Here is a 19,789-nt window from a genome sequence, read left to right on the forward strand (position 1 = left end):
CGTCGTCAGTTGTCCTGAATCGCGTCGATCACCATCGCGGCGGCGACGACGGGCTCTTTCGGCACGCCGGTCGCGTCGTCGATGGTGATGTCGTAGGTGTCCTGCAGCGAGAACCGGCCGGAGATGGCGCCGACGTGCGCGCCGTTCGCGTCGGTGATCTCGTACCTGTGGGGGATCCAGTGACCGAACGGCAGGACGTTCCGTGCGACCGTCGTCAGCGCGCCTCGGGAGTCGATCCGCGCGATCACCGCCTCCGTCTCGGCGTCGCGGATCGTCCACGTGTCCTGCAGGACGGAGTAGTCGTTGTCGAGGATCACGACGTCATCACCGGTTTGCGAGTCGCGCAGGACGTAGTTTCCGGCGACGTCGAGCATCCCCGTCGCCTTCACGGAGAACACCTCGGTTCCGTCGGCGTCGACGAACGGGAACTCCTCTTTCAGCTTGAACAGCTTTTGTTTGCCTCGGAGGACGACGTTGCCGGCGGCGTCCTCGGCCCGGTACTTGTTCCGGACGAGGCTCTGGACGACGGTGTAGGAGTCGTCCGCGAGGTCGATTCCGGCGATGTCGTAGCGAGGATCGCTCACGGTCGTCGTTCTCGCGGAATCGCACTTGAACGTTCGCGTCGCCGGCGACTCAGGCCGTCTCGAACTGCCGCTCCAATTCCTGAAGCCGCTCGACGCGCTTCTCGGTGCTCGGGTGCGTCGAGAACAGCTTCCCGACGAACCCGGACTTGATCGGGATGACGAAGAAGGCGTTCATCTCTGCGGTGTCGCGCAGATCCTCCTTCGGGACGCGGTCCATCCCGCTGTCGATAGTGACGAGCGCGGACGCGAGCGCCCCCGGTTTGCCCGTGATGGCCGCCCCTCCGCGGTCGGCTGCGAACTCGCGGTACCGCGACAGCAGTCGGATGAGCAGGAACGAGATCACCCACACGACGAGCGAGACGACGATCGCGACGAGCACCGGCGCTTGGTTGCCGCCGCCGCGGTCGCCGCCGCCGCCGAACAGCCAGCCCCAGCGCACCACGATGAACGCCAGCGTCGAGAGGAACGACGCGATGGTCATCACCATCACGTCGCGGTTCTTGACGTGCGCCAGCTCGTGGGCGAGCACGCCCTCAAGCTCCTCGTCGTCCAGCGTGCGCAGTAGCCCGGTGGTCACGCAGACGGCGGAGCTCTTCTGTGACCGCCCGGTCGCGAACGCGTTCGGCACCCGCGAGTCGGCGACGGCCACCTTCGGCTTCGGGAGATCCGCCTGCTGTGAGAGGCGCGTGATCTTTCGATGGAGCTCCGGGTACTCCTGTTCGGACACCTCCTTCGCGCCCATCGAGTACAGCGCGAGCTTGTCGCTGAAGAAGAACTGCCCGAGCGAGAACAGCCCCATGATGGCGACTATCGCGAACAGCCCGACGAAGCGGGACAACACCGCGATGAACACGATGTAGAGGGCGAACAGCAGGAACCCGGTCAGGACCATCCGGCCCCGAAGGCCCCAGTCTGTCTTCCATTCCATACCCCGTCATACCGGACCCACGGCTTAAACGCTGTCGCGGATCGGCGCGGATCGACCGAAATTATATCCCGACGGCAGTGAGTACGACCGTGGTCGAGGCGCTCTTGATAATCGGTGTGATCGTCGCGGTGTTCGTCGGCTTCAACATCGGCGGATCCTCGACGGGCGTCTCGTTCGGCCCGGCGGTCGGCAGCGGCACCCTCTCGAAGACGACGGCGGCGGCGCTCATGTCGGTGTTTGCGCTCGCGGGCGGATGGACGGTCGGCCGCAACGTCATCGACACGATGGGCGGGGAGATCGTCCCGTCGTCGGCGTTCACCCTGGCCGCGAGCGTCGGGGTGCTCTTCTTCGTGGGAGTGGCGCTGCTGATATCCAACACGTTCGGGGTCCCGGCCTCGACGTCGATGACCGCCGTCGGCGCCATCGCGGGCCTCGGTGCGGCGACGGGGACGCTCAACGCGGACGTGATGTTGCGGATCGTCGGCTGGTGGCTCGTCGCGCCCGTCGTCGCGTTCTGGATCTGCGCGGTCGTGGGCCGGTACTTCTACCCGTATCTCGACGCCGCCTTCGCGATCGACCGATCAGCCGGCGGCGTCGTCGAGTTCGACGGCGCACGGCCCCGGATCGCGCCCGGGGCGACCGGTCGAGAAGTCGCCGGTACGGTCGCCGTGCTCCTCATCGCCTGTTACATGGCGTTCTCGGCGGGCGCCTCCAACGTCGCCAACGCGGTCGCGCCGCTGGTGGGCAACGGCTCGGTGACGGCGAGCCAGGGCGTGCTGCTGGCGGGCGCGGCGATCGCCCTCGGCGCGTTCACCATCGCCCGCCGGACGCTCGACACGGTCGGCAACGACCTCACCGACCTCCCGCTGCTGGCGGCGCTCATCGTCGAGGTCGTCGCGGCGAGCCTCATCACGTTCCTCTCGGCGATCGGGATCCCCGCCTCGCTGGCGGTCTCTGCGACGATGTCGATCGTCGGCCTCGGCTGGGGGCGAGCGACTCGGACGACGACGCTCGGCGGCGCGGTCAGCGACGCGGTCGGCGGTGCACTCGGGGGCGATGAGGCGGACGACCAGCGCCAGCGCCCGGAGGTGTCGGTGAACGCACTCGCGGCCGAGCGCTCCGGCGCCGCCGACGGCGTTCCGCCGATGGGCGAGGAACACGGCGACGAACTGCTCGCCGAAGACCTGTTCGACGCCGGAACTACTGGTCGAGTCGTCTCGTTTTGGATCTTCACGCCCACGATCTCGTTCGTCTGCTCGTACGCGCTGTTCGCGCTCGCCCCGGTGTGACGACCGGGGCGCTCGAGCTCGCAGCGGGTCGCGACCGCCGCCGATCGCGACCGCCGGCAGCAGCAGATCGGCGGTTTTGGCCCGCCTAAAGCCCCGTTAGCTCCGATATCCCCTACGAGATAGCAACAACTAATGGTGCGGCCGGCGAAACGCAGGACGAGATGCCCACGGTCGAATACCTCAACTACGAAGTGCTGGACGACAACGGCTGGGACATGGACGACGACGACCTCTTCGAACAGGCCGCCGACGCTGGCCTGGACGCCGAGGACTACGGGTCCCTCGACGTGAACGAGGGCGAGTACATCCTCGAGGCCGCCGAGGCCCAGGGCTACGACTGGCCCTTCTCGTGCCGCGCCGGCGCCTGCGCGAACTGCGCGGCGATTCTGAAGGAGGGCGAGATCGAGATGGACATGCAGCAGATCCTCTCCGACGAGGAGGTCGAGGACAAGAACGTCCGTCTGACCTGCATCGGTTCGCCGCAGGCCGACGACATCAAGATCGTCTACAACGCGAAGCACCTCGACTACCTCCAGAACCGCGTCATCTGAGCGCGGTCTCTCGCCGAACTTCTCCGTTTATTCCCAGTCGGTAGCCGTCCGGCTGTCGACGACGCTCGGATCGAGACGGGACGGCAACGCCCGGTCGCCGTCGCGGTTTCGCGATCGAGACGCGGACGGCAACGCCTAACATCTCGGACGCGCGCGAGGGCGTATGGACGTGCTCGGCGTCGCCTCCGCGGCCGACCTCATCCGGCTTCTCGTACTCCCGGGGTTCGCGTGGGCGGCCTACCGCGACATCCGAACCCGGCGGGTCGCGAGTGCGCTGTGGCTCCCGCTGCTCGCGCTCGGCGCGCTCGCGCTCGTCGTGGAGGCGGCCGGCGCGTACCCGTTCGACGGCTACGCCGGCCGGCTGTTTCTCGTCCGGGTCGGCTTCTCGCTCCTCTTTCTCGTTCCCTTCTCGGTGCTCGCCTACCGGATGGCCGCCTTCGGCGGCGCCGACGCGAAGGCGCTCGTCGTGCTCGCGGTCGCGTTCCCGACCACCCCCGCGTACGTCGTGCCCCTGTGGATCCTGCCGGACGTGACGTGGCTTCACACCGTCGGCTTCCCCGCACACCCCTCGGCGCTCGGGGTCACGGCGATGTCGGCGCTGACGAACGCGGTGCTGTTCGGCGCCGGCTACGTCGCCCTGCTGTTCGTCTCGAACGTCGCCGCCGGCCGGCTATCGTCGGCGATGTTCGTCGGCCGCTGGACCGCGGTCGAGGACCTCCCGGACGTGCACGGCCAGCTCATCCGCGTCGACGGGCTTCGCCCGCAGCGCGGCCTCGACCTCGACGCGCTCCGGATGTACCTCCGGTGGCGCGGCACCACGCTCGCGGCCCTCCGCGAGGCCCCCGAGGCACACCGGGACCCGGCGTCCGTCGGCGAGACGCACCCGCCGACCGACGGCGCGGTCCACGACGGGCCGCGGACGGACGGGGGCGTCGACGACGGCGGGTTCGAGTTCCCCGAGTCGGCCGCGACGACTGATGCCGCCGCCGATCCGGGCTCCGCCGCCGGCGACGTCGACGACCCGTGGGCCGCCGAGCGGTTCCTCGACGAGATCGACGGAACGGCCTACGGCACGGCGCCGGACACGCTCCGCGAGGGATTGGACCGCGTCGCCGCCGAGGACGCGCTGTGGGTCTCTCCCGGGCTCCCGTTCCTCGTGCCGCTGTTCGGGGGGCTCGTGCTCGCGTTGACGTACGGCGACGTGCTGACGGTCGCGCTCGGGGCGCTCGGGCTGGTCTGATATCGCCGAGGTTCCGCCGGTCCCCGACTCGGTCACGCGGGCGGAGCCGCGCCGGCCACGCACAAGACCTATTCGCCGCAGTCCCGACGTTCGGACCGATGAGTGATCCCACGCCCGACGCCGAGCCCGCCGACCGGCTCGCTGTGGACTTCGGCGACGACGGTCTCGTCCCCGCCGTCGCACAGGACGCCGACTCCGGCGAGGTGTTGATGCTCGCGTACGTAAACCAGGAGGCGCTCGCCCGCACGCGCGAGACCGGCCGTGCCCACTACTACTCGCGCTCCCGCGACGAACTGTGGGAGAAGGGCGCGACGAGCGGGCACACGCAGGACGTCCGCGAGGTCCGCGTCGACTGTGACGCCGATACCCTCCTGTATCTCGTCGATCAGGCCGGCGGCGCGTGCCACACCGGGCACCGCTCGTGTTTCCACCGCACGCTCGAGGGCGACCACGTCGGCGAGCGCGTGTTCGAACCCGACGCGGTGTACGAGTAACGGATGGCACGTGACGCCGACGCGACCCCGGACCCGAACGTGACCTCCGAGCCGACTACGTCCCCGGACCCGCTCCCGGACGCCGAGCGCGACGCGGCCGCGCTCGCAGCGACGCTCCGTGAGGCCCGCGAGCGACGGGACGACGCCGTCGACGCCGTCGAGGAACACGGCGAGTCGACGCTCTCGACCGTCCGCGACGCCGTTCAGCGCGCGGACCGCCTGCTCGACCGCTACGTCGACTCGGCGACCGGGACGGGCGACTTCCAGGCGTACGTCGAGTTTCAGGGCGAGTTCGCGGCCGTCGTCGAGGACCTCGACGAGGACGTCCCCGGGCGGGACGCGTTCGAACGGGCCAACGAGGCCGTCGACGGCCGTCGACTCTCCGAGTCGGACTTCGAACGCGCCCGCGAGGCGCTCTCGCCCGCCCGCGAGCTCGCCGGACGGCTGGCCGAGCGCGAGGCCGCCGAGGCGGCGCTCCACGACGCCGAGCGGGACGCCACGCGGCGGGTCGACGCGCTGGACGACCGGATCGCGGAGCTGGAGCGGCTCGTCGAGCTGGGGGAGGCGGATCTGACCGCGCCCACCGGGGAGCTTCGCGAGCCGATCGCCGCCTACAACGACGCCGTCGGCGACGCGTTCGACGACTTCCGCCGGGAGTCGTCCGCCCGCGAACTGCTGGCGTTCGTCGCCGACGCGGCGGAGACGCCGTTCGTCGACTACGCCGCGCCGCCGCCGGAGCTGCTCGCGTTCCTCGACTCGTCGCCCGCGGACGGGGCGGCGCTTCCGGACCTCCTCGAGTACGCCGACTACTCCGCCTCCAAGCTCGACCACTACGTCGACGACCCGGGGGCGTTCACGGCGCGGGTTCGACCGCACCGGACCTACCTCGAACGGCTGTCCGCGGAACCGCTCACGGTCGACTGGCCGCCGCCGGCCGCCGAGACGCTCCGGTTCCAGCGCGAGGAGCTCGTCTCGGTCGTCGCCAAGTTCGCGCCGGAACCGACCGTCGCCCGCGCCCGCGAGCTGCGGGAGGCCGCAGACCACCCGGAGTACGAGCGACTCCGCCGCGCCGCGGAGGCCGAGGCGGAGCTGTCGGACGAGGAGGTCGAGCGCGTCGCCTCGGGCGAGGCGGCCGCGGAGCTGGCCGAGGCGCGCGACCGTCGCGAGTCACTGGCGGCGACACTGGACGAGACAGGCGAGGGCGAGTGAGCGGCGCGGTCGCCGCACCGTCGGTAGGTGACGGCCGCGGGGACGAACTACTTCACAGCGCCCGCGTCCCGTCGTCGACCGACAGCACCCGCGCGTACACCGCCGTCGGGTACGACGTCCCGTCGGCCTCGAACGCGGAGGTACCGATCCGCTCGAACCCCCGCGCCTCATAGAACTCGCGCGCGTCGCGATTCTCGGTGAACGTCTCCAGCGCCAGTCGGTCGAACGCGTCGGGGACGCGGTCGACGACGCCGTCGAGGAGCGCCGACCCGACGCCCGCCCCCTGCGCGTCGGGGGCGACGTACAGCGCCCGCAACTCGGCGTCCGTGCGCTCGCAGAACGCCTTGCGGCCGTCGCCCCACACCGCGTCGACGAAGCCGACGACCGCCCCCGGCTTCCGGTCGACGGCGACGAGAAACGCCCGGTCCCGACCGGTGGCGCGGTCGTACCGCTCCTGGAGGTCGACGCCGTCGGGGACGGTCATCGCGTCGAGCGTGTCCGCCGGGAGGATGTCGGCGTAGGCGTCGCGCCAGGCGTCGCGGTTGACGACTAACGCCGCGCGGAACTCCGTCGGGGACGCCACGGGACGGACCTCGATGTCCATGTGCGTCTCTCCGAGTCGGCGGGAGGAAAGGATTCGGGGGGAAGAGAGACCAGCTGTCGGCGGCGAACGGCCGGCTACGCGGTGTCGGCCTTCGCTTCCTGCAGCGCCTGGCGGACGCCCCGGGCCAGCGCCGCGGCGCGCTCGGGGTCGGCGGACTCGGCGTACACGCGCACCTTCGGCTCGGTGCCGGAGGGGCGCACGAGCACCCAGGCGTCGCCGTAGTCGAGGCGGTAGCCGTCTTTCGTGTCGGGCTCGGCGTCGGCGGCGGCGGCGTACGCCTCGGCGGCCGCGAGCATCGCCTCCAACTCTGCGTCGGAGTCGTACGAGAGGTTCTCGCGGACGTTCGTGTAGTCGGCGTACGGCGCGACGATCTCGCTGACGGCGGCGTCGCGCTCGGCCAGCAGTTCGAGGAACTTCGCGGCGATGAACGCGCCGTCGCGAACCAGCCGGTAGTCGGGGAAAAAAATCCCGCCGTTGCCCTCGCCGGCGATGGGGACTGACTCGCCCTCGCGCCACAGCTCCTTGATCCGGGTGATGATGTTCGTCGAGCCGATGGGCGTCAGATCCAGGTTTGCGCCCGCGGCCGCACACACGTCGACGAGGCGCTGAGAGACGTTCACCGCGGCGACGGTCGTGTCGCCCTCACCGAGATCGCGGGCGGCAAGCGCCGCCAGCGAGGCGTCCCCCTCGACGTACGAACCGGTCTCGTCGAAGAAGATGGCGCGGTCGGCGTCGCCGTCGTGGGCGATCCCGACGTCGGCGTCGGCGGCGCGCACGAGTCGCCCGAGGTCGTCGAGGTTCGCCTCGACGGGCTCGGGGTCGCGACCGGGGAAGTGACCGTCCGGCTGGGCGTTCACGGTGACGACGTCGCAGCCCAACTCGCGGAAGAACTCAGGCGAGGTGAGCGCGCCGGCGCCGTGGCCGGGGTCGAGCGCGACGGTGAGGTCGGCGTCGGCGACGGCGTCGCGGTCGATCGCGTCGAGCATCTCCGCGACGTAGTCGTCGTTGGCGTCGGGCACGCGGCGGGAGCCGCCCATCCGGTCCCACGACACCGTCGTCGGCTCCTCTGCGAGGAGGCGCTCCTCGACGACTTCGAGTCGGTTCACCGGCAGCTCGATTCCGTCGTCGCCGACGAGCTTCACCCCGTTGAACTCCGGCGGGTTGTGCGACGCGGTGATCATCACCCCGGGCACCGCCTCGACCTCGCAGTAGCGGACGAGGCTCGGGGTGGGAACGACGCCCAGTCGCTCCACGTCGACGCCGGCGGCGGTGATCCCGGCGGCGGCGGCGTCGGCGAACGTCCGCCCGGAGGTACGGGTGTCGCGGCCGAGGGCGACGCGCTCGGCGTCCCACGTCGCCGCCGCGGCCGCGGCCACCCGGGAGACGAACTCCGGGGTGAACTCCTCGCCGACGACCCCGCGGGTGCCGCTCGATCCGAAGACCTTCATTCGGTTCGTGGGTCCGACGGCCGGCGGGATAGTGGTTCCGAACCGCCGCGTACCCGCCTCGGTCCGCCGTCCTCCCGCCTCCGGCGACATCGGAGAGTCAGCGGCGGCGACGGAGGCCGTTCGCGGCGGCGACGTGAGTGGTCCGCGGCTGCAACGTAGGCCGTCCGCGGCGGCGAGCGGCAGCGGGATTTACCATCTTCGACAGGGAATCGGGAGGTATGATTCACGCGACCGGTCCGCTGGTGACGGTCGACCTCGACGCCCGCGAGGCGACCGAGACGGACATCGACGACACGCTCGGCGACTTCGTCGGCGGCCGCGGCGTCGCGACGAAGCTGGCGTTCGACCGGATCCCGTTCGACGCCGACCCGCTCGGTCCGGAGAACCGCGTCTACCTCTCGACGGGCCCGCTCCAGCACTCGCAGATGAGCTTCACCGGGCGGATGAACATGACGAGCGTCTCCCCGTTGACCGACGGCCTCGCCTCATCGAACGCCGGCGGGTTCCTCTCGCGAAACTTCACGGGGACGGGCTATGCCGCCGTCGAACTGCGCGGCGCCAGCGACGTTCCGCTGGCCGTCCACGTCCGCGAGGAGGGCGTCGAGTTCGAGGAGGTGCCGGAGCTGGCGGACGCGGAGGTCCCCGCGGTGACCGAGTGGGCCGAGGAAACGCACGGCTTGGAGGCCGAACACCTCGCGTGTATCGGCCCCGCCGGCGAGCACTTGGTTCGCTACGCGTGCGTGATGACCAGCGAGACGCGCGCGTTCGGCCGCACCGGCATGGGCGCGGTGCTCGGCAGCAAGAACGTGAAAGTGCTCACGTTCGACGGCGATGCAACCGCGGACGTGGAAATCGATCCGGTGCAGACGGATATCCACCGCGAGGCAGCCACGTCGGACCACATCATGAAGCGGCAGGGGACGACAAGCGTCACCGAGTACGCCAACGAGGTGGAGGCGCTGCCGACGGACTACTTCGCTCGCACTTCCTTCGAGGGGGCGGAGGGCATCTCTGGCGACGCCGTGGAGTCGAAGAAACACAAGAAGGGGACCTGCTCGCAGTGCGCGTTCGCGTGTAAGCTCCCCACCCGCGATGAGGCCGCCGGCGTGGAGACGGAGGGCCCGGAGTTCGAGACGGTGATGGCGTGGGGGTCGAACCAGCTCGTCGACGACGTGGTCGAGGTGATGAAGGCCAACGATCGCTGTGACCGCCTCGGTGTCGACACCATCTCCGCGGGCGACACGATCGCCGCGTACCTCAAAAGCGAGGACGACCTCGGGAACCCGGAGCGCGCTCGCGAACTGCTCGGGAAGGCGGCCCGCCGCGAGGGCGAGGTCGGCGACCTGCTCGCGGAGGGCGTCCACCGCGCTGCTCCCGAGTTGGGCGTCGAAGACTGGTCGGTGAAGGGGTTGGAGTTCGCCGCCCACGACGGGCGTACCCTCAACGGACAGGGCCTCTCGTTTGCCACCTCGAACCGTGGCGCCGACCACATGTACGCCAGCTTCTACTCGAAGGAGTACCCCCTCGTCGACAAGGAGCAGGCGGTCGACAAGCGCGGGCTCGACGGGAAGGCGCCCCTGGTCGCCGCCGCGGAGAACCACAACGCGGCGCTCGACTCCGCGGTCGCCTGCAAGTTCAGCCGGGACTTCCTGACCGAAGAACGGTTCGGGGCGCTGTTGGACGCGGACTACGACGACCTGCTCGACGTGGGCGCCCGCGTCGTCGAGTTGGAGCGGGCGTTCAACAACCGCCGCGGCTTCGACCGCGCGGACGACGCGCTCCCGTACGACATCGAGGGGTTCGACGACGCGCTCGACGAGTACTACGAGGTTCGCGGCTGGCGCGTGGACGGGGTCGTTCCGGGGCTCGGTGAGGCCGACGCCGACGCCGCAACCGCCGACGACTGAGGCGAGACGCGAGCGGCGCGCGGTCGAGTCTGCGAGGCCGCGAACGGCGAAGCCGAAAGCGAACGGAGTGAACGAGCGTCTCGGATGGGCGGCCCGGGCGAGCGCTGCCGAACGCCTCGATTTCACCCCTGATACGCGGGGGCGAACGGTTATGGGGCGACGCGGTTCCGGATCGATATGAACATGAAGCAGATGTCGGCACTCTCCGTCGGGATGCTGTGCGTGCTGGCGCTGGGGGCTGCCGCGCTGGTCGCTGTGCAGGTGATCTGACGGCGCCCGGCGCGACGCCGTCGCGGCGAACCGACGGACCCAACCCCGCCCAGCGCCTGGCTTCGGTCGATGGAGATCCAGTTCCTCGGCGGCGCCCGCGAGGTGGGTCGCTCGGCGATCCTCGTCGACGACGCGCTCCTCCTCGACTACGGGATGCTGACCGGGGAGCCGCCGCAGTACCCCGTGGGCCGGCCCGAACCCGACGCGGTCGTCGTCAGCCACGGGCACCTCGATCACGTCGGCCAGGTGCCCGCTCTGCTCCGGGGCGACCGTCGCCCGCCGATCCACTGGACGCCGCCGACGGCTGAGCTCGCTCGGGTGCTCGCGCGCGATACGCTGAAGCTACGCGGCTACGACTGCACCTTCACCGAGAGCCACGTCCAGCGCCTCGGGGAGGTCGGACGGCGCCACGGGTACGGCGAGCCCTTCGTCGTCGCGGCCGGCGGCACCGACTACGAGGTCACGTTCTACGACGCCGGCCACATCCCCGGGAGCGCGCACGTTCTCGTCGATGACGGGGACGCCCGACTGTTGTACACCGCCGACTTTCACACCGACGACACCCGCCTGCTGTCGGGGTCGACCGCGCGGCCCGACGCCGACGCGGTGATCTGCGAGAGCACGTACTCGGACGTGACTCACGAGGACCGCTCGCGCGTCGAAGAACGGTTCGTCGAGACGGTCCGCACCACCCGATACGAGGGCGGTACCGCGTTGGTCCCTGCGTTCGCCATCGGCCGCACACAGGAGGTGCTGACGGTGCTCGCGGACACCGAGATCCGACCGTATCTCGACGGGATGGGCCAGCGCGTCACCGACATCGTCCGCGACTACCCTGACTTCGTCCGCGACCCCGACGCCCTCCGGCGGGCGAAGTCGGGCGCCAGGTACGTGACCGGAGCGCAGGGCCAGCGCGAACGCGTCGCCGCCGACAACGAGGCCATCGTCACGACCTCCGGGATGCTCTCGGGCGGCCCCGTGATGAGCTACCTCCCGATGCTGCGCTCGGACCCGACAAACCGGGTGTGTCTCACCGGGTACCAGGTCGAGGGGACGAACGGCCGAACGCTCCTCGAACACGGTCGCTGCGAGCTGAACGGCGGCGTCGTCCCCGTCGCCGCCCGCGTCGAGCTATTCGACTTCTCCGCGCACGCCGACCGCGACGGCCTCCGGTCGTTCCTCGACGACTACCGCGGCGCGACCGTGCTCGTCAACCACGGCGACCGGTGTCCGGCGTTCGCCGAGGAACTGCGCGCGGACGGGTACGACGCCGCGGCGCCCGATCTCGGCGAGCGCGTGACGGTGTGACTCGCGCCCGACGCAACCTCCAATATCGAATGGCCCATGGGTGTTCGTGTGTCCCGCGACCCGGACGAGATCGACCCAGAGTCGGTTCTCGACCGCCGGAACCGGCGGATATCTCGGCAGGGCCACGCCGCGGTGACCGGCGCGTTGACCACGTCGGGGCTGGCGGTCGCGGCCCTCGCGGTCGCGGTCGCGTTCGGATTGGTCGAGTCGCGCGCGCTGTACCCCGTCTTCATGCTCGTCGCGCCGGGTGCGATCGGCGGCGTGTGGCTCAACGCAGCGCTGATCGGCCGCGTCGACCGGCCGATCACCTGGTTTCGACGGATCGTCGGCGCCGGGCTGGGCGTGGACGCGGCGCTGTTCGTCGTCGCCGTGGCGGTCGGCGGCGCGGCGACCGCGACCGTCCGGGTGCTCGCGGCCTTCTTCGCGATCGCGTGGCTGGGTGGTGCGGCGACGGCGTGGCGCTTCAGGTAACGCGGTTCCGACGACTCACAGCCACCCCTCTCGCCTGAAGTACGCGACGAGCACGAGCGCGATTCCCCCCATTCCGAGCATCGTCGCGTGGTAGGCGTATGGCCACGTCAACTCGGGCATCGACTCGAAGTTCATGCCGAACACGCCGGCGACGAACGTCAGCGGGAGGACGATCGTCGCGACGACTGTGAGCCGCCGCATCACCTCGTTGGTCGACTGCGAGAGCGTGTTGAGGTAGATGTCGCGGGCGCCGGTTGTGAGGTCCCGATACGTCTCGGTCAGTTCGACCACCTGCACGAGGTGGTCGTACACGTCGCGGTAGTACTTCTCGGTCGCCTCCGCGACCTGCTCGGCGTCGCCGCGCGAGAGGGCGTTCACCGCGTCTCGCGTGGGCCACACGACCCGCCGGACCGACAGCAGCTCCCGCCGGAGGTCGTTGATCGCGCCGAGCGTCTCCGGGTCGGGCGCCTCGACGACGCGCTCTTCGACGGTCTCGATGTCGTCCTCCAGTTCGTCGAGCAGGTGAAAGTAGCCGTCGACGACGCGGTCGACGACGAGGTACCCCGCGAAATCCGGCCCGCGCGCGAGCGCCCGCCGGTCGGCGTCGGCGAGCCGGTTCCACACCGCCTCGACGGCGTCGTCGCCGCCGGTCGTCACCGTCACCAGCCAGTCGTCGCCGATGAACACCCCCACCGGGCGCGTGCGGATCTCCTCGAGGAACGTCGTCTCACCGACGCGAAACCGCGCGCCCTTCACGAGCAGGAACGCGTACTCCTCCAGCAGCTCCGACTTCGGCCGCGCGTCGCCGAGCACGTCCTCGACGTGCAGCGGGTGGATATCGAACCGCTCAGTCACCGCCGCGAGTTCCCCGGTCGGTCGCGGGACGCGCCCGGCGTCCGCCTGTCCGTCGCGGACTCCGCCGGCGCGCTCGTCTTCGGCGGCCACCCACACCCACGTCGTCCCCGGCGCCTCCGCGGCCGCCGTCACCCCCTCGAACGTCGCGGCCTCCCCGTCCGTGTACGACATCGCGCGGATCACCGCGACCCGCCCCCGTCGTGCGCCTCGCCGTCCGACGTGGCTGATCCCGCGTCGGCCCCGCCGTAGGTCACCGTCGCGAGCGTCACGCCGACGAGCAGCCCCGCGATAGTCGCCTCCCGACCGGGGTACGGCTCGACGGTCCCGACGGCGTACCCGGCCAGCGACAGCACCGTCAGCGTCGCCGCCGCGAGGAACGACCCGTTCATGCGACGGTCCTCGGCGCCGGCCACCCTAATCGTTCGGGCGCGTAACATCCTTGGTACGTGCTGACGTAGCACGACGTATGTCCGTCGACGAACCGACACCGACCGTTCCCGACCTGACCGCCGACGAGCGCGCCGCGTTGCACGCGATCCAACTCGGGATCGAACACGCTCACCGGGCGTACGCCGACCTGCTCGGGTGTCACCACCGCACCGGTCACGCGATGGACCGCTTCGCGGCGGCTGAAGAGCACCTCCGCGCCGCCGGGCACGACGAGTACGCCGACGAGATCCGCGATCGCCTCCTCCCGGCAGGCGTCGTCGAGGACCGCTGGACGTACGAGCTCGTCACGGCCTACCAGCGCAACCTCCTCAACGAACTGGACGCGTTCGAGACTGGTCTCCGCGATGAGATCGCCGACGGCGTCGACCACGTCGCAGAGCGCGCACAGCAGCGCGCCTGGCGCGAGCGCGCGGAGTCGGAGGAGTGGACCGAGTGAGCGGGACGCGGCGTTCGCGGGCGAACCTCAGTCGTCGTCGACGATGACCTCGACGGGCTCGGACGCCTCGTCGTCGTCGTCGTCGCCGGCGCGACTCGCGCGCTCCTGATACAGCAGCGCGCCGGCGACGCCGAGCACGAGCCACGAGCGCCAGCTCGCGAGGTTGAGCGTGTAGCCGATGCCGAACGGCTTCTCCACCAGCATGCCCTCGCCGGGCCGCCAGTAGGAGGACAGCAGGCGGCCGACGCTCGGACGTTCGAAGTTGTACGGGATCCCGAAGAGCTCCCCCGTCTGAGGTTTGTCTGCCATACTCCCGATAACGACGCCGTATGATAAATCGTTTTGGCTCGCGTCCGACAGGTCGGGGGCGAGGGGTCGTCCCCGACGGCGACCCAGTCCTCCCGGTGCGCTACTGATCGGTGCGCGAACGAACGGGGACCGCGCCGCCCGGTCGCCGCCATCCCCCGAGCGCGGTCGCCTGGTCGCCGCCATGCCCCGCGTACGACCGCCCGTTCGCCCCCACCCAGTCCGCCAACTCCTGCGACGACCGCTACTGATAGCGACCGCGTCCCTCGATCCCGCGGAGGCGCTCCAGCACCGCCGGATCGCCCACCGCGCGGTAGCCGTCCTCGACGGCCGCGACGAGCGCCTCCGGATCGCTCGCCGTGCCCTCGATCGACTGCTCGAAGACGTGGAGGTCCATCGCGTAGTCCTCGACGTGGTCGGAGTTGAACCCGAGCCCGAAGTCGATGCAGAAGAGCCGCCCGTCCTCGGGCGTGTCCGGTCGCTCGCGGCTCGTTTCGTTCACCGCTCGCATCGAGGTCTCGCTCTGCTTGACCTCACAGCTCACTCTTATGTTGCGCGTCGTCGGGTCGCCGTGGACGATCCCCGCGCCGTGGAGTCGCGCGAGGTGTTCGCCGACGGTCCGGGCGTGCTCGGCGGTCAGCGCCGCCGCCAGATCGCACTCGCCGACGAACTGCAACGCGAGCGTCGCCTGCGCGACGTCCACGTCGCGCACGAGCGGCGTCGGGACGCCCGCGTTGCGGGCGGCCGCGAGCAGCCGCGCCTCCGCGACCGTCCGCTCGCGCCGGAGCGTCGCGTCCAGCTTCGGATGCCGGTACCCCTTCGCGAGCCGCCGCTTCAGTACCTCGTCGCCGTTGCCCTCGACGGTCGCCTCTGCGCCGCGTAGGGCTGCGTCGTCGTCCGCGCCGGGGGCGCGCGCGACCGACTCGCCCGAGCGCCACGTCACGGGCACCTGATCCGGCCGGAAGTCGGGATCGATCCCGGAATCGGCGACCGCGACCGTGTCGCCGGAGGCGGCCATCTTCTCGCCCAGTACGGCGATCATCCCGGCGTTGTCGCGGAGGAACCGCGGCTCGGGCGCGTGGAAGTCGGCGCCGCGCTCGGCGCACATCTCCGCGAGCATCTCCCGCAGGCGCGCGTTCTGTCCCACGCCGCCGCCCAGCACCAGCTCGTCGGTGCCCGTCAGCGACAGCGCCCGCTCGGCGACCTCGGTGAGCATCGCGAACACGTGCTCCTGCAGCGAGAAGCACACGTCCGCGACGGGGACGCCGTCGTCGTACGCCGCCTTCGCGGCCGACATGATCCCCGAGAACGAGAAGTCCATCCCCTTCACGACGTAGGGTAACTCGACGAACGACCCGTCCTCCGCGTGCGCTTCGATCTTCGGGCCGCCGGGGTGGCTCCAGCCGACGTGGCGGGTGAACTTGTCGAGGGCGTTGCCGACGCCGGTGTCCATCGTCTCGCCGAGCACGCGGTAGCGGCCGTCGTGAAAGCCCAGCAGGTGGGCGTTCGCCCCCGAGGCGTTCAGACAGACGGGCGAGTCGAAGCCCGCGCGGTGGCGGCCGATCTCCAGGTGTGCGACCATGTGGTTGACGCCGACCAGCGGCACGTCGAGCGTCTGCGCGAGCGCCCGGGCCGCGGTGGCGACGATCCGCAGGCACGGGCCGAGGCCGGGACCGCGCGAGAACGCGACGGCGTCGACCGGGGGGTCTCCCGCCGCGCGGTCGTCGTACTCGCCTCGGGCGTGCTCCAGCGCCGTCTCGATCACCCGCGGGATCGCCTCGCCCATGTGCTCGGCGGCCTCGCGCGGGTGAATGCCGCCGCTGTCGGGTTCGTACGGGTCGGACTCGATAAAAACGGCGTCGGCTTCGGCGTCGAACACCGCGGCGCTGGCGCACCAGGCCGTGCCCTCGACGCCGAGGACGCGCATCCGGCGTTAGGCTTCCTCTGCCTCGGCGTCCTCGTCGCCGGCGATGGCGTTCCGCTCGAGGACGTAGTCCTGCTCCACGTCGGCGGCGTGCTCGGCCGACTCGTACACCTTCGCGTAGCCGACGGTCTTGCGCATGCCGAACTTCGTGTCCAGCTCCTGAATGACGACCTCGTCGGAGCCCTTGTCGAGCTTCGCGGCGAGCGAGTCCCGGACCTGGAGGCGGGCGGGGGTTGCTTCGTCGTGCTGCACCTCGAACCGGACGTCCGTCCGGTGGAGCATGGGGTTCTCCTCCTCGGAGATGATGTCGATGTCCATGGTTCAGTTGTCAGTGAGTGCGCCCGAGAGGCGGAAAAGGATTTCGAAGGGGCTGTACCCCGATTCAGCGGCCGCGAGCAGGTCGCCGGCGCGCGCGGCCGGCTACCCGTCCACGCCCAGCGCCGCCAACGCCGCCGCGGTGTCGCCGTCGAGTTTTCCCAACAGTTCCCCCGCCTTGCGCTTCGAGTCCGGGGTCACGTCTACGAGCACCATCCCTTCGTCGGGCTGGCCGTACACGACGCTTGCCCCCTCCGGGGCCGCGACGATCGCGGGCACGGTCGCGAGATCTTCCTCGCCGGTCACGTAGATCACGACCGGGCCGTCGCTGGCGAGCGCATCGACGAGCGCGTCGAGCATGGCCGTCGAGAGCGTCGCCGGTTCGTTGTCGACCTCGATCCGGCGGTTCTCCCCGTCGAGGACCGCGGCGATCTCCGCGCCGACGGCCTCGCGCTTCGTCTTCCCGTCGATCACCGCCACGTCGGGGTCGCGTCCGGCGACGCGGAGGTGGTAGGTGACGACGTCGCCGACGGCGACGATCGGGTCGCCGGCTTCGGAGAGCAGTCGCTCCGCGTCGGTGTAGACGGGACCCATGGGGTCTTTGAACGCGCCGCGGAGGTCGTCGGGAAGCGTGAGCAGCGACATTCGATGAACGTGTTGCCTCTGGCTCGCGCAGTTACCGGACCTTCAGCGCGTAGCTGCCCGGTTCGCTCACGTTCATCTCCGGAGCGATCTCGGACTCCTCAGGGTGCGTGATGATGACGTAGCCGGCCCAGTCTTCCGTCAGGGAGGATGAGCCGCAGTTGTCGCACGTCTGGGCGTCGGGGCCGTTGACGAAGTGGCACTCGCGACAGGCGAGGCGGTCCTCCGCCATCAGTTACCCTCCGCGGGCGCCCCCTCGGCGCGGCGCCGAACGTCGGACTCGAGCCAGGCGTGCTTGCCGAGCCCGGGCTGTTTGGCGGTGAGGCCGATCTTCGAGTCGCGCGGGTTGCGCTCGTCGATCGACTTCGTGACGACGCGCACCCGGACGGGGTCGTCGACGCCGAGCGTCCGGTCGGACTCCGTCGAGGCGAGCTGCTGGTTCTCGCCGTCGTACGCGAGGTACTCGTCGGAGATCTGCGAGACGTGCAGCAGGCCGTCCACGGGGCCGATGCCGACGAAGGCGCCGAACTCGACGACCTCCACGACGTTCCCGTCGACGACCTCCTGCATGTCCGGATCGAAGGTCACGGCGTCGAACTCCGCCTGGTAGTACACGCCCGGTCTGTTCGGGAGGACGGCGCCGTCGCCGATATCCTGGACCTCGATGACGCTGACAACGCTGCCCACGTCCTCGTCCATGCGTCCCTCCAACTTGTCCTGCAAGAGCTTGCGGACGCGGTCGCGGCTCACGTCCGCCAGATGCTCCGGCGGGACCTCGACCGTGTCCTTGAGTCGTACCCGTTTGTACATGCTATGGTTCTGTTATCGCGAGTGTGTTCGCGCCCCTTAAACCGATTACGCGTACGCCCCGAGCGAGGAGGCGCTCGCGCAGGGGACGATCGTTCGTGACGACGTAGCCGTCGAATCCCTCGTCCCCGTCGGCGCCGGAACCGGCGCCGGCGGAGGCGAGTTCGACGACCGCGTCGTCGGCGTACTCCTCTGTCGTCTCGACGACCCGACACCGTTCGGCGAGGTCGCGGCCGACCGACGCGGCGGTGGCCTCCTCGCCGGCGCCCGTCGCGAGCGTCTCCAGCTCGGCGACGACCGCCTCCGGAGTGACGAGGTCGGAGTCGTCGACCAGACGGTCGAGTTCCTCGAAGACGCGAACGCCGCACTCGACTGGCATCATGAGCGCGTTCGTGTCGAGGACGACCATCGTCACCGGCTCTGTTACTCCGTGAGGGTCCCGACGCCGATGAGACGCCAGCGGGCGCCCATCCGGCGGTTGATCGCGATCTTCGCGCCCTCCTCCGCACAGATCGGTCGCTTGAGGTTGACCTCGCACTCGCCGGTCCGTGCGCTCGTCACCGCGCCCACGGTGGTCGCGGTGCCGACGGTGAGCATCAGCGGCTCGCCGGTGGAGATCTCCTCGACGGCGCCCTCGCCGACGACGCGGTCGAGCAGTTCGACCTCCATCTCGAACCCGTTCCGGGTCGGCGGGAGCGTCCCGGGCTCGCCGGCGACCTGCCCCGCGAGCGCGTCACCCTTGGTCAGGCTCGGGTCCAGTCCGGTGCCGACGCCGAGCAGGCCGCCCGGCCCGACCTCCGACTGGGACTGGCCGCCCGCCTGCAGCGAGCGCACGGAGGTCTCGATCGAGTGGTACTCCGAGGAGCCGCCCTCCTCGACCTCGCGGCCGGGGCGGAGCTCGATCTCGTCGTCGACCTCCAGGGTCCCTTGCGCGAGCGACCCGCCGATGACGCCGCCGAGCAGGTCCGCGGCTGTCGTGCCCGGTCGGTTGATGTCGAACGAGCGGGCGGTGTACATCCGTGCCGGGAGCGACTCGTCGCGCTCCGGGGTCGGAATCTCCGTCTCCAGCGCCTGGATCATGAGGTCGATATTGACCTCCTGCTGGGCACTGACAGGGACGATCGGCGCGTCCTCGGCGACGGTTCCCTCGACGAACTCCCTGATCTGCTCGTAGTTCTCGCGGGCGCGCTCGTCGTCGACGAGGTCCACCTTGTTCTGGGCGATGACGATGTTCTCGATGCCGATGATGTCCAGCGCCATCAGGTGCTCCTCCGTCTGCGCCTGCGGCACGTCCTCGGTGGCGCTCACCACCAGCACCGCGCCGTCCATAATCGACGCTCCGGAGAGCATCGTCGCCATCAGCGTCTCGTGGCCCGGGGCGTCGACGAACGAGACCGTCCGCAGGGTCTCGGTGTCGACGTCGTGCTCCGGGCACGTCTCCTCGACGGTGTAACACTCGGGCTCGGCACAGTCCGGGCACCGACGCAGCGTTGCGTCGGCGTAGCCCAGACGGATGGAGATCCCGCGCTTCATCTCCTCGCTGTGCTGGTCGGTCCAGTCGCCCGACAACGCTTGCACTAGCGTCGTCTTTCCGTGGTCGACGTGACCGACGAGTCCGATGTTCACCTCCGGTTGTGTTTGCTCCGTCACCATGGGCCTCCGAGAGTAATCTCGTTGGAACTTCGCTTCGTGCGCCTGATAAAGGTGCTGTTACGGCGATGCCGGTGTCGGGTACGTGTCGCTCTGTTTCA

Annotated in this window: 23 protein-coding genes; 9 read left to right on the forward strand and 14 right to left on the reverse strand. The window is 70.3% G+C overall.

What is annotated here, in order from left to right:
• Positions 1 to 5 precede the first annotated feature (5 nt).
• On the reverse strand, positions 6 to 584 hold the full coding sequence (locus P0Y41_RS09000; protein WP_284061022.1) for an LURP-one-related/scramblase family protein: 579 nt from the start codon (positions 582 to 584) through the stop codon (positions 6 to 8).
• A 49-nt stretch (positions 585 to 633) separates the two neighbouring features.
• Positions 634 to 1,512: a zinc metalloprotease HtpX gene (gene htpX, locus P0Y41_RS09005; protein ID WP_284061023.1), complete on the reverse strand. Its 879-nt coding sequence runs from the start codon at positions 1,510 to 1,512 to the stop codon at positions 634 to 636.
• Between the two features lie 89 nt (positions 1,513 to 1,601).
• On the opposite strand from htpX, the gene P0Y41_RS09010 reads away from it, so the two are divergent.
• The 5 genes from P0Y41_RS09010 (at position 1,602) to P0Y41_RS09030 (ending at position 6,295) form a co-directional block, all read left to right on the forward strand.
• A complete protein-coding gene (locus P0Y41_RS09010) occupies positions 1,602 to 2,801 on the forward strand; it encodes an inorganic phosphate transporter (protein WP_284061024.1) in 1,200 nt (399 codons plus the stop codon).
• Between the two features lie 161 nt (positions 2,802 to 2,962).
• The gene (fer, locus tag P0Y41_RS09015; protein ID WP_284061025.1) at positions 2,963 to 3,352 is read left to right on the forward strand and encodes a ferredoxin Fer; all 390 of its coding nucleotides are present in this window, start codon (positions 2,963 to 2,965) and stop codon (positions 3,350 to 3,352) included.
• 163 nt (positions 3,353 to 3,515) lie between these two features.
• Positions 3,516 to 4,592: a prepilin peptidase gene (locus tag P0Y41_RS09020; protein WP_284061026.1), complete on the forward strand. Its 1,077-nt coding sequence runs from the start codon at positions 3,516 to 3,518 to the stop codon at positions 4,590 to 4,592.
• A 98-nt stretch (positions 4,593 to 4,690) separates the two neighbouring features.
• Entirely contained in the window at positions 4,691 to 5,086 is a 396-nt protein-coding gene (gene hisI, locus P0Y41_RS09025) for a phosphoribosyl-AMP cyclohydrolase (protein WP_284061027.1), read from the forward strand.
• Between the two features lie 3 nt (positions 5,087 to 5,089).
• Positions 5,090 to 6,295 (forward strand): DUF7118 family protein, encoded by a 1,206-nt coding sequence (locus P0Y41_RS09030; protein ID WP_284061028.1) that lies wholly within the window; start codon positions 5,090 to 5,092, stop codon positions 6,293 to 6,295.
• 52 nt (positions 6,296 to 6,347) lie between these two features.
• On the opposite strand, the gene P0Y41_RS09035 is transcribed toward P0Y41_RS09030, so the two are convergent.
• Positions 6,348 to 6,899 (reverse strand): GNAT family N-acetyltransferase, encoded by a 552-nt coding sequence (locus P0Y41_RS09035; protein ID WP_284061029.1) that lies wholly within the window; start codon positions 6,897 to 6,899, stop codon positions 6,348 to 6,350.
• Positions 6,900 to 6,973: 74 nt separating this feature from the next.
• Positions 6,974 to 8,347, reverse strand: a complete 1,374-nt coding sequence (gene glmM / locus P0Y41_RS09040; RefSeq protein ID WP_284061030.1) for a phosphoglucosamine mutase — start codon at positions 8,345 to 8,347, stop codon at positions 6,974 to 6,976.
• A gap of 218 nt (positions 8,348 to 8,565) precedes the next feature.
• Here glmM and P0Y41_RS09045 point away from each other — a divergent pair, with 218 nt between their 5' ends.
• The 3 genes from P0Y41_RS09045 to P0Y41_RS09055 all read left to right on the forward strand — a co-directional run bounded on the left by P0Y41_RS09045 (position 8,566) and on the right by P0Y41_RS09055 (position 12,303).
• A complete protein-coding gene (locus P0Y41_RS09045; RefSeq protein WP_284061031.1) occupies positions 8,566 to 10,254 on the forward strand; it encodes an aldehyde ferredoxin oxidoreductase family protein in 1,689 nt (562 codons plus the stop codon).
• A 339-nt stretch (positions 10,255 to 10,593) separates the two neighbouring features.
• Positions 10,594 to 11,832 (forward strand): MBL fold metallo-hydrolase, encoded by a 1,239-nt coding sequence (locus tag P0Y41_RS09050; RefSeq protein WP_284061032.1) that lies wholly within the window; start codon positions 10,594 to 10,596, stop codon positions 11,830 to 11,832.
• 48 nt (positions 11,833 to 11,880) lie between these two features.
• On the forward strand, positions 11,881 to 12,303 hold the full coding sequence (locus P0Y41_RS09055) for a hypothetical protein (RefSeq protein ID WP_284061033.1): 423 nt from the start codon (positions 11,881 to 11,883) through the stop codon (positions 12,301 to 12,303).
• 15 nt (positions 12,304 to 12,318) lie between these two features.
• On the opposite strand, the gene corA is transcribed toward P0Y41_RS09055, so the two are convergent.
• Together corA and P0Y41_RS09065 are read right to left on the reverse strand one after the other, a co-directional pair.
• A complete protein-coding gene (gene corA, locus P0Y41_RS09060; RefSeq protein WP_284061034.1) occupies positions 12,319 to 13,341 on the reverse strand; it encodes a magnesium/cobalt transporter CorA in 1,023 nt (340 codons plus the stop codon).
• Positions 13,338 to 13,547, reverse strand: a complete 210-nt coding sequence (locus P0Y41_RS09065) for a hypothetical protein (protein ID WP_284061035.1) — start codon at positions 13,545 to 13,547, stop codon at positions 13,338 to 13,340. Before P0Y41_RS09065 ends, corA begins: the two co-directional genes overlap by 4 nt.
• Positions 13,548 to 13,624: 77 nt before the next feature.
• Here P0Y41_RS09065 and P0Y41_RS09070 point away from each other — a divergent pair, with 77 nt between their 5' ends.
• Complete coding sequence (locus P0Y41_RS09070; RefSeq protein ID WP_284061036.1) at positions 13,625 to 14,044, forward strand: hypothetical protein; 420 nt, start codon at positions 13,625 to 13,627, stop codon at positions 14,042 to 14,044.
• Positions 14,045 to 14,071: 27 nt separating this feature from the next.
• Here the strand turns inward: P0Y41_RS09070 and P0Y41_RS09075 are convergent, their stop codons facing one another.
• The 8 genes from P0Y41_RS09075 to P0Y41_RS09110 form a co-directional block, all read right to left on the reverse strand.
• The gene (locus P0Y41_RS09075; protein ID WP_284061037.1) at positions 14,072 to 14,353 is read right to left on the reverse strand and encodes a DUF5808 domain-containing protein; all 282 of its coding nucleotides are present in this window, start codon (positions 14,351 to 14,353) and stop codon (positions 14,072 to 14,074) included.
• A 241-nt stretch (positions 14,354 to 14,594) separates the two neighbouring features.
• A complete protein-coding gene (locus tag P0Y41_RS09080) occupies positions 14,595 to 16,277 on the reverse strand; it encodes a bifunctional N(6)-L-threonylcarbamoyladenine synthase/serine/threonine protein kinase (RefSeq protein WP_284061038.1) in 1,683 nt (560 codons plus the stop codon).
• Positions 16,278 to 16,283: 6 nt separating this feature from the next.
• A complete protein-coding gene (locus P0Y41_RS09085) occupies positions 16,284 to 16,592 on the reverse strand; it encodes a 30S ribosomal protein S24e (RefSeq protein WP_284061039.1) in 309 nt (102 codons plus the stop codon).
• A 102-nt stretch (positions 16,593 to 16,694) separates the two neighbouring features.
• The gene (locus P0Y41_RS09090) at positions 16,695 to 17,228 is read right to left on the reverse strand and encodes a GTP-dependent dephospho-CoA kinase family protein (RefSeq protein WP_284063388.1); all 534 of its coding nucleotides are present in this window, start codon (positions 17,226 to 17,228) and stop codon (positions 16,695 to 16,697) included.
• A gap of 37 nt (positions 17,229 to 17,265) precedes the next feature.
• Positions 17,266 to 17,463, reverse strand: a complete 198-nt coding sequence (gene spt4 / locus P0Y41_RS09095) for a transcription elongation factor subunit Spt4 (RefSeq protein WP_284061040.1) — start codon at positions 17,461 to 17,463, stop codon at positions 17,266 to 17,268.
• Positions 17,463 to 18,041: a DNA-directed RNA polymerase gene (locus P0Y41_RS09100; protein WP_284061041.1), complete on the reverse strand. Its 579-nt coding sequence runs from the start codon at positions 18,039 to 18,041 to the stop codon at positions 17,463 to 17,465. The genes spt4 and P0Y41_RS09100 overlap by 1 nt, the downstream gene beginning before the upstream one ends.
• Position 18,042: 1 nt before the next feature.
• A complete protein-coding gene (locus P0Y41_RS09105; protein WP_284063389.1) occupies positions 18,043 to 18,447 on the reverse strand; it encodes a type II toxin-antitoxin system VapC family toxin in 405 nt (134 codons plus the stop codon).
• Between the two features lie 14 nt (positions 18,448 to 18,461).
• On the reverse strand, positions 18,462 to 19,691 hold the full coding sequence (locus P0Y41_RS09110) for a translation initiation factor IF-2 subunit gamma (RefSeq protein ID WP_284061042.1): 1,230 nt from the start codon (positions 19,689 to 19,691) through the stop codon (positions 18,462 to 18,464).
• Positions 19,692 to 19,789: the final 98 nt, after the last annotated feature.

This window comes from Halobaculum halobium, assembly GCF_030127145.1.
In the GTDB taxonomy this organism is placed as follows: domain Archaea; phylum Halobacteriota; class Halobacteria; order Halobacteriales; family Haloferacaceae; genus Halobaculum; species Halobaculum halobium.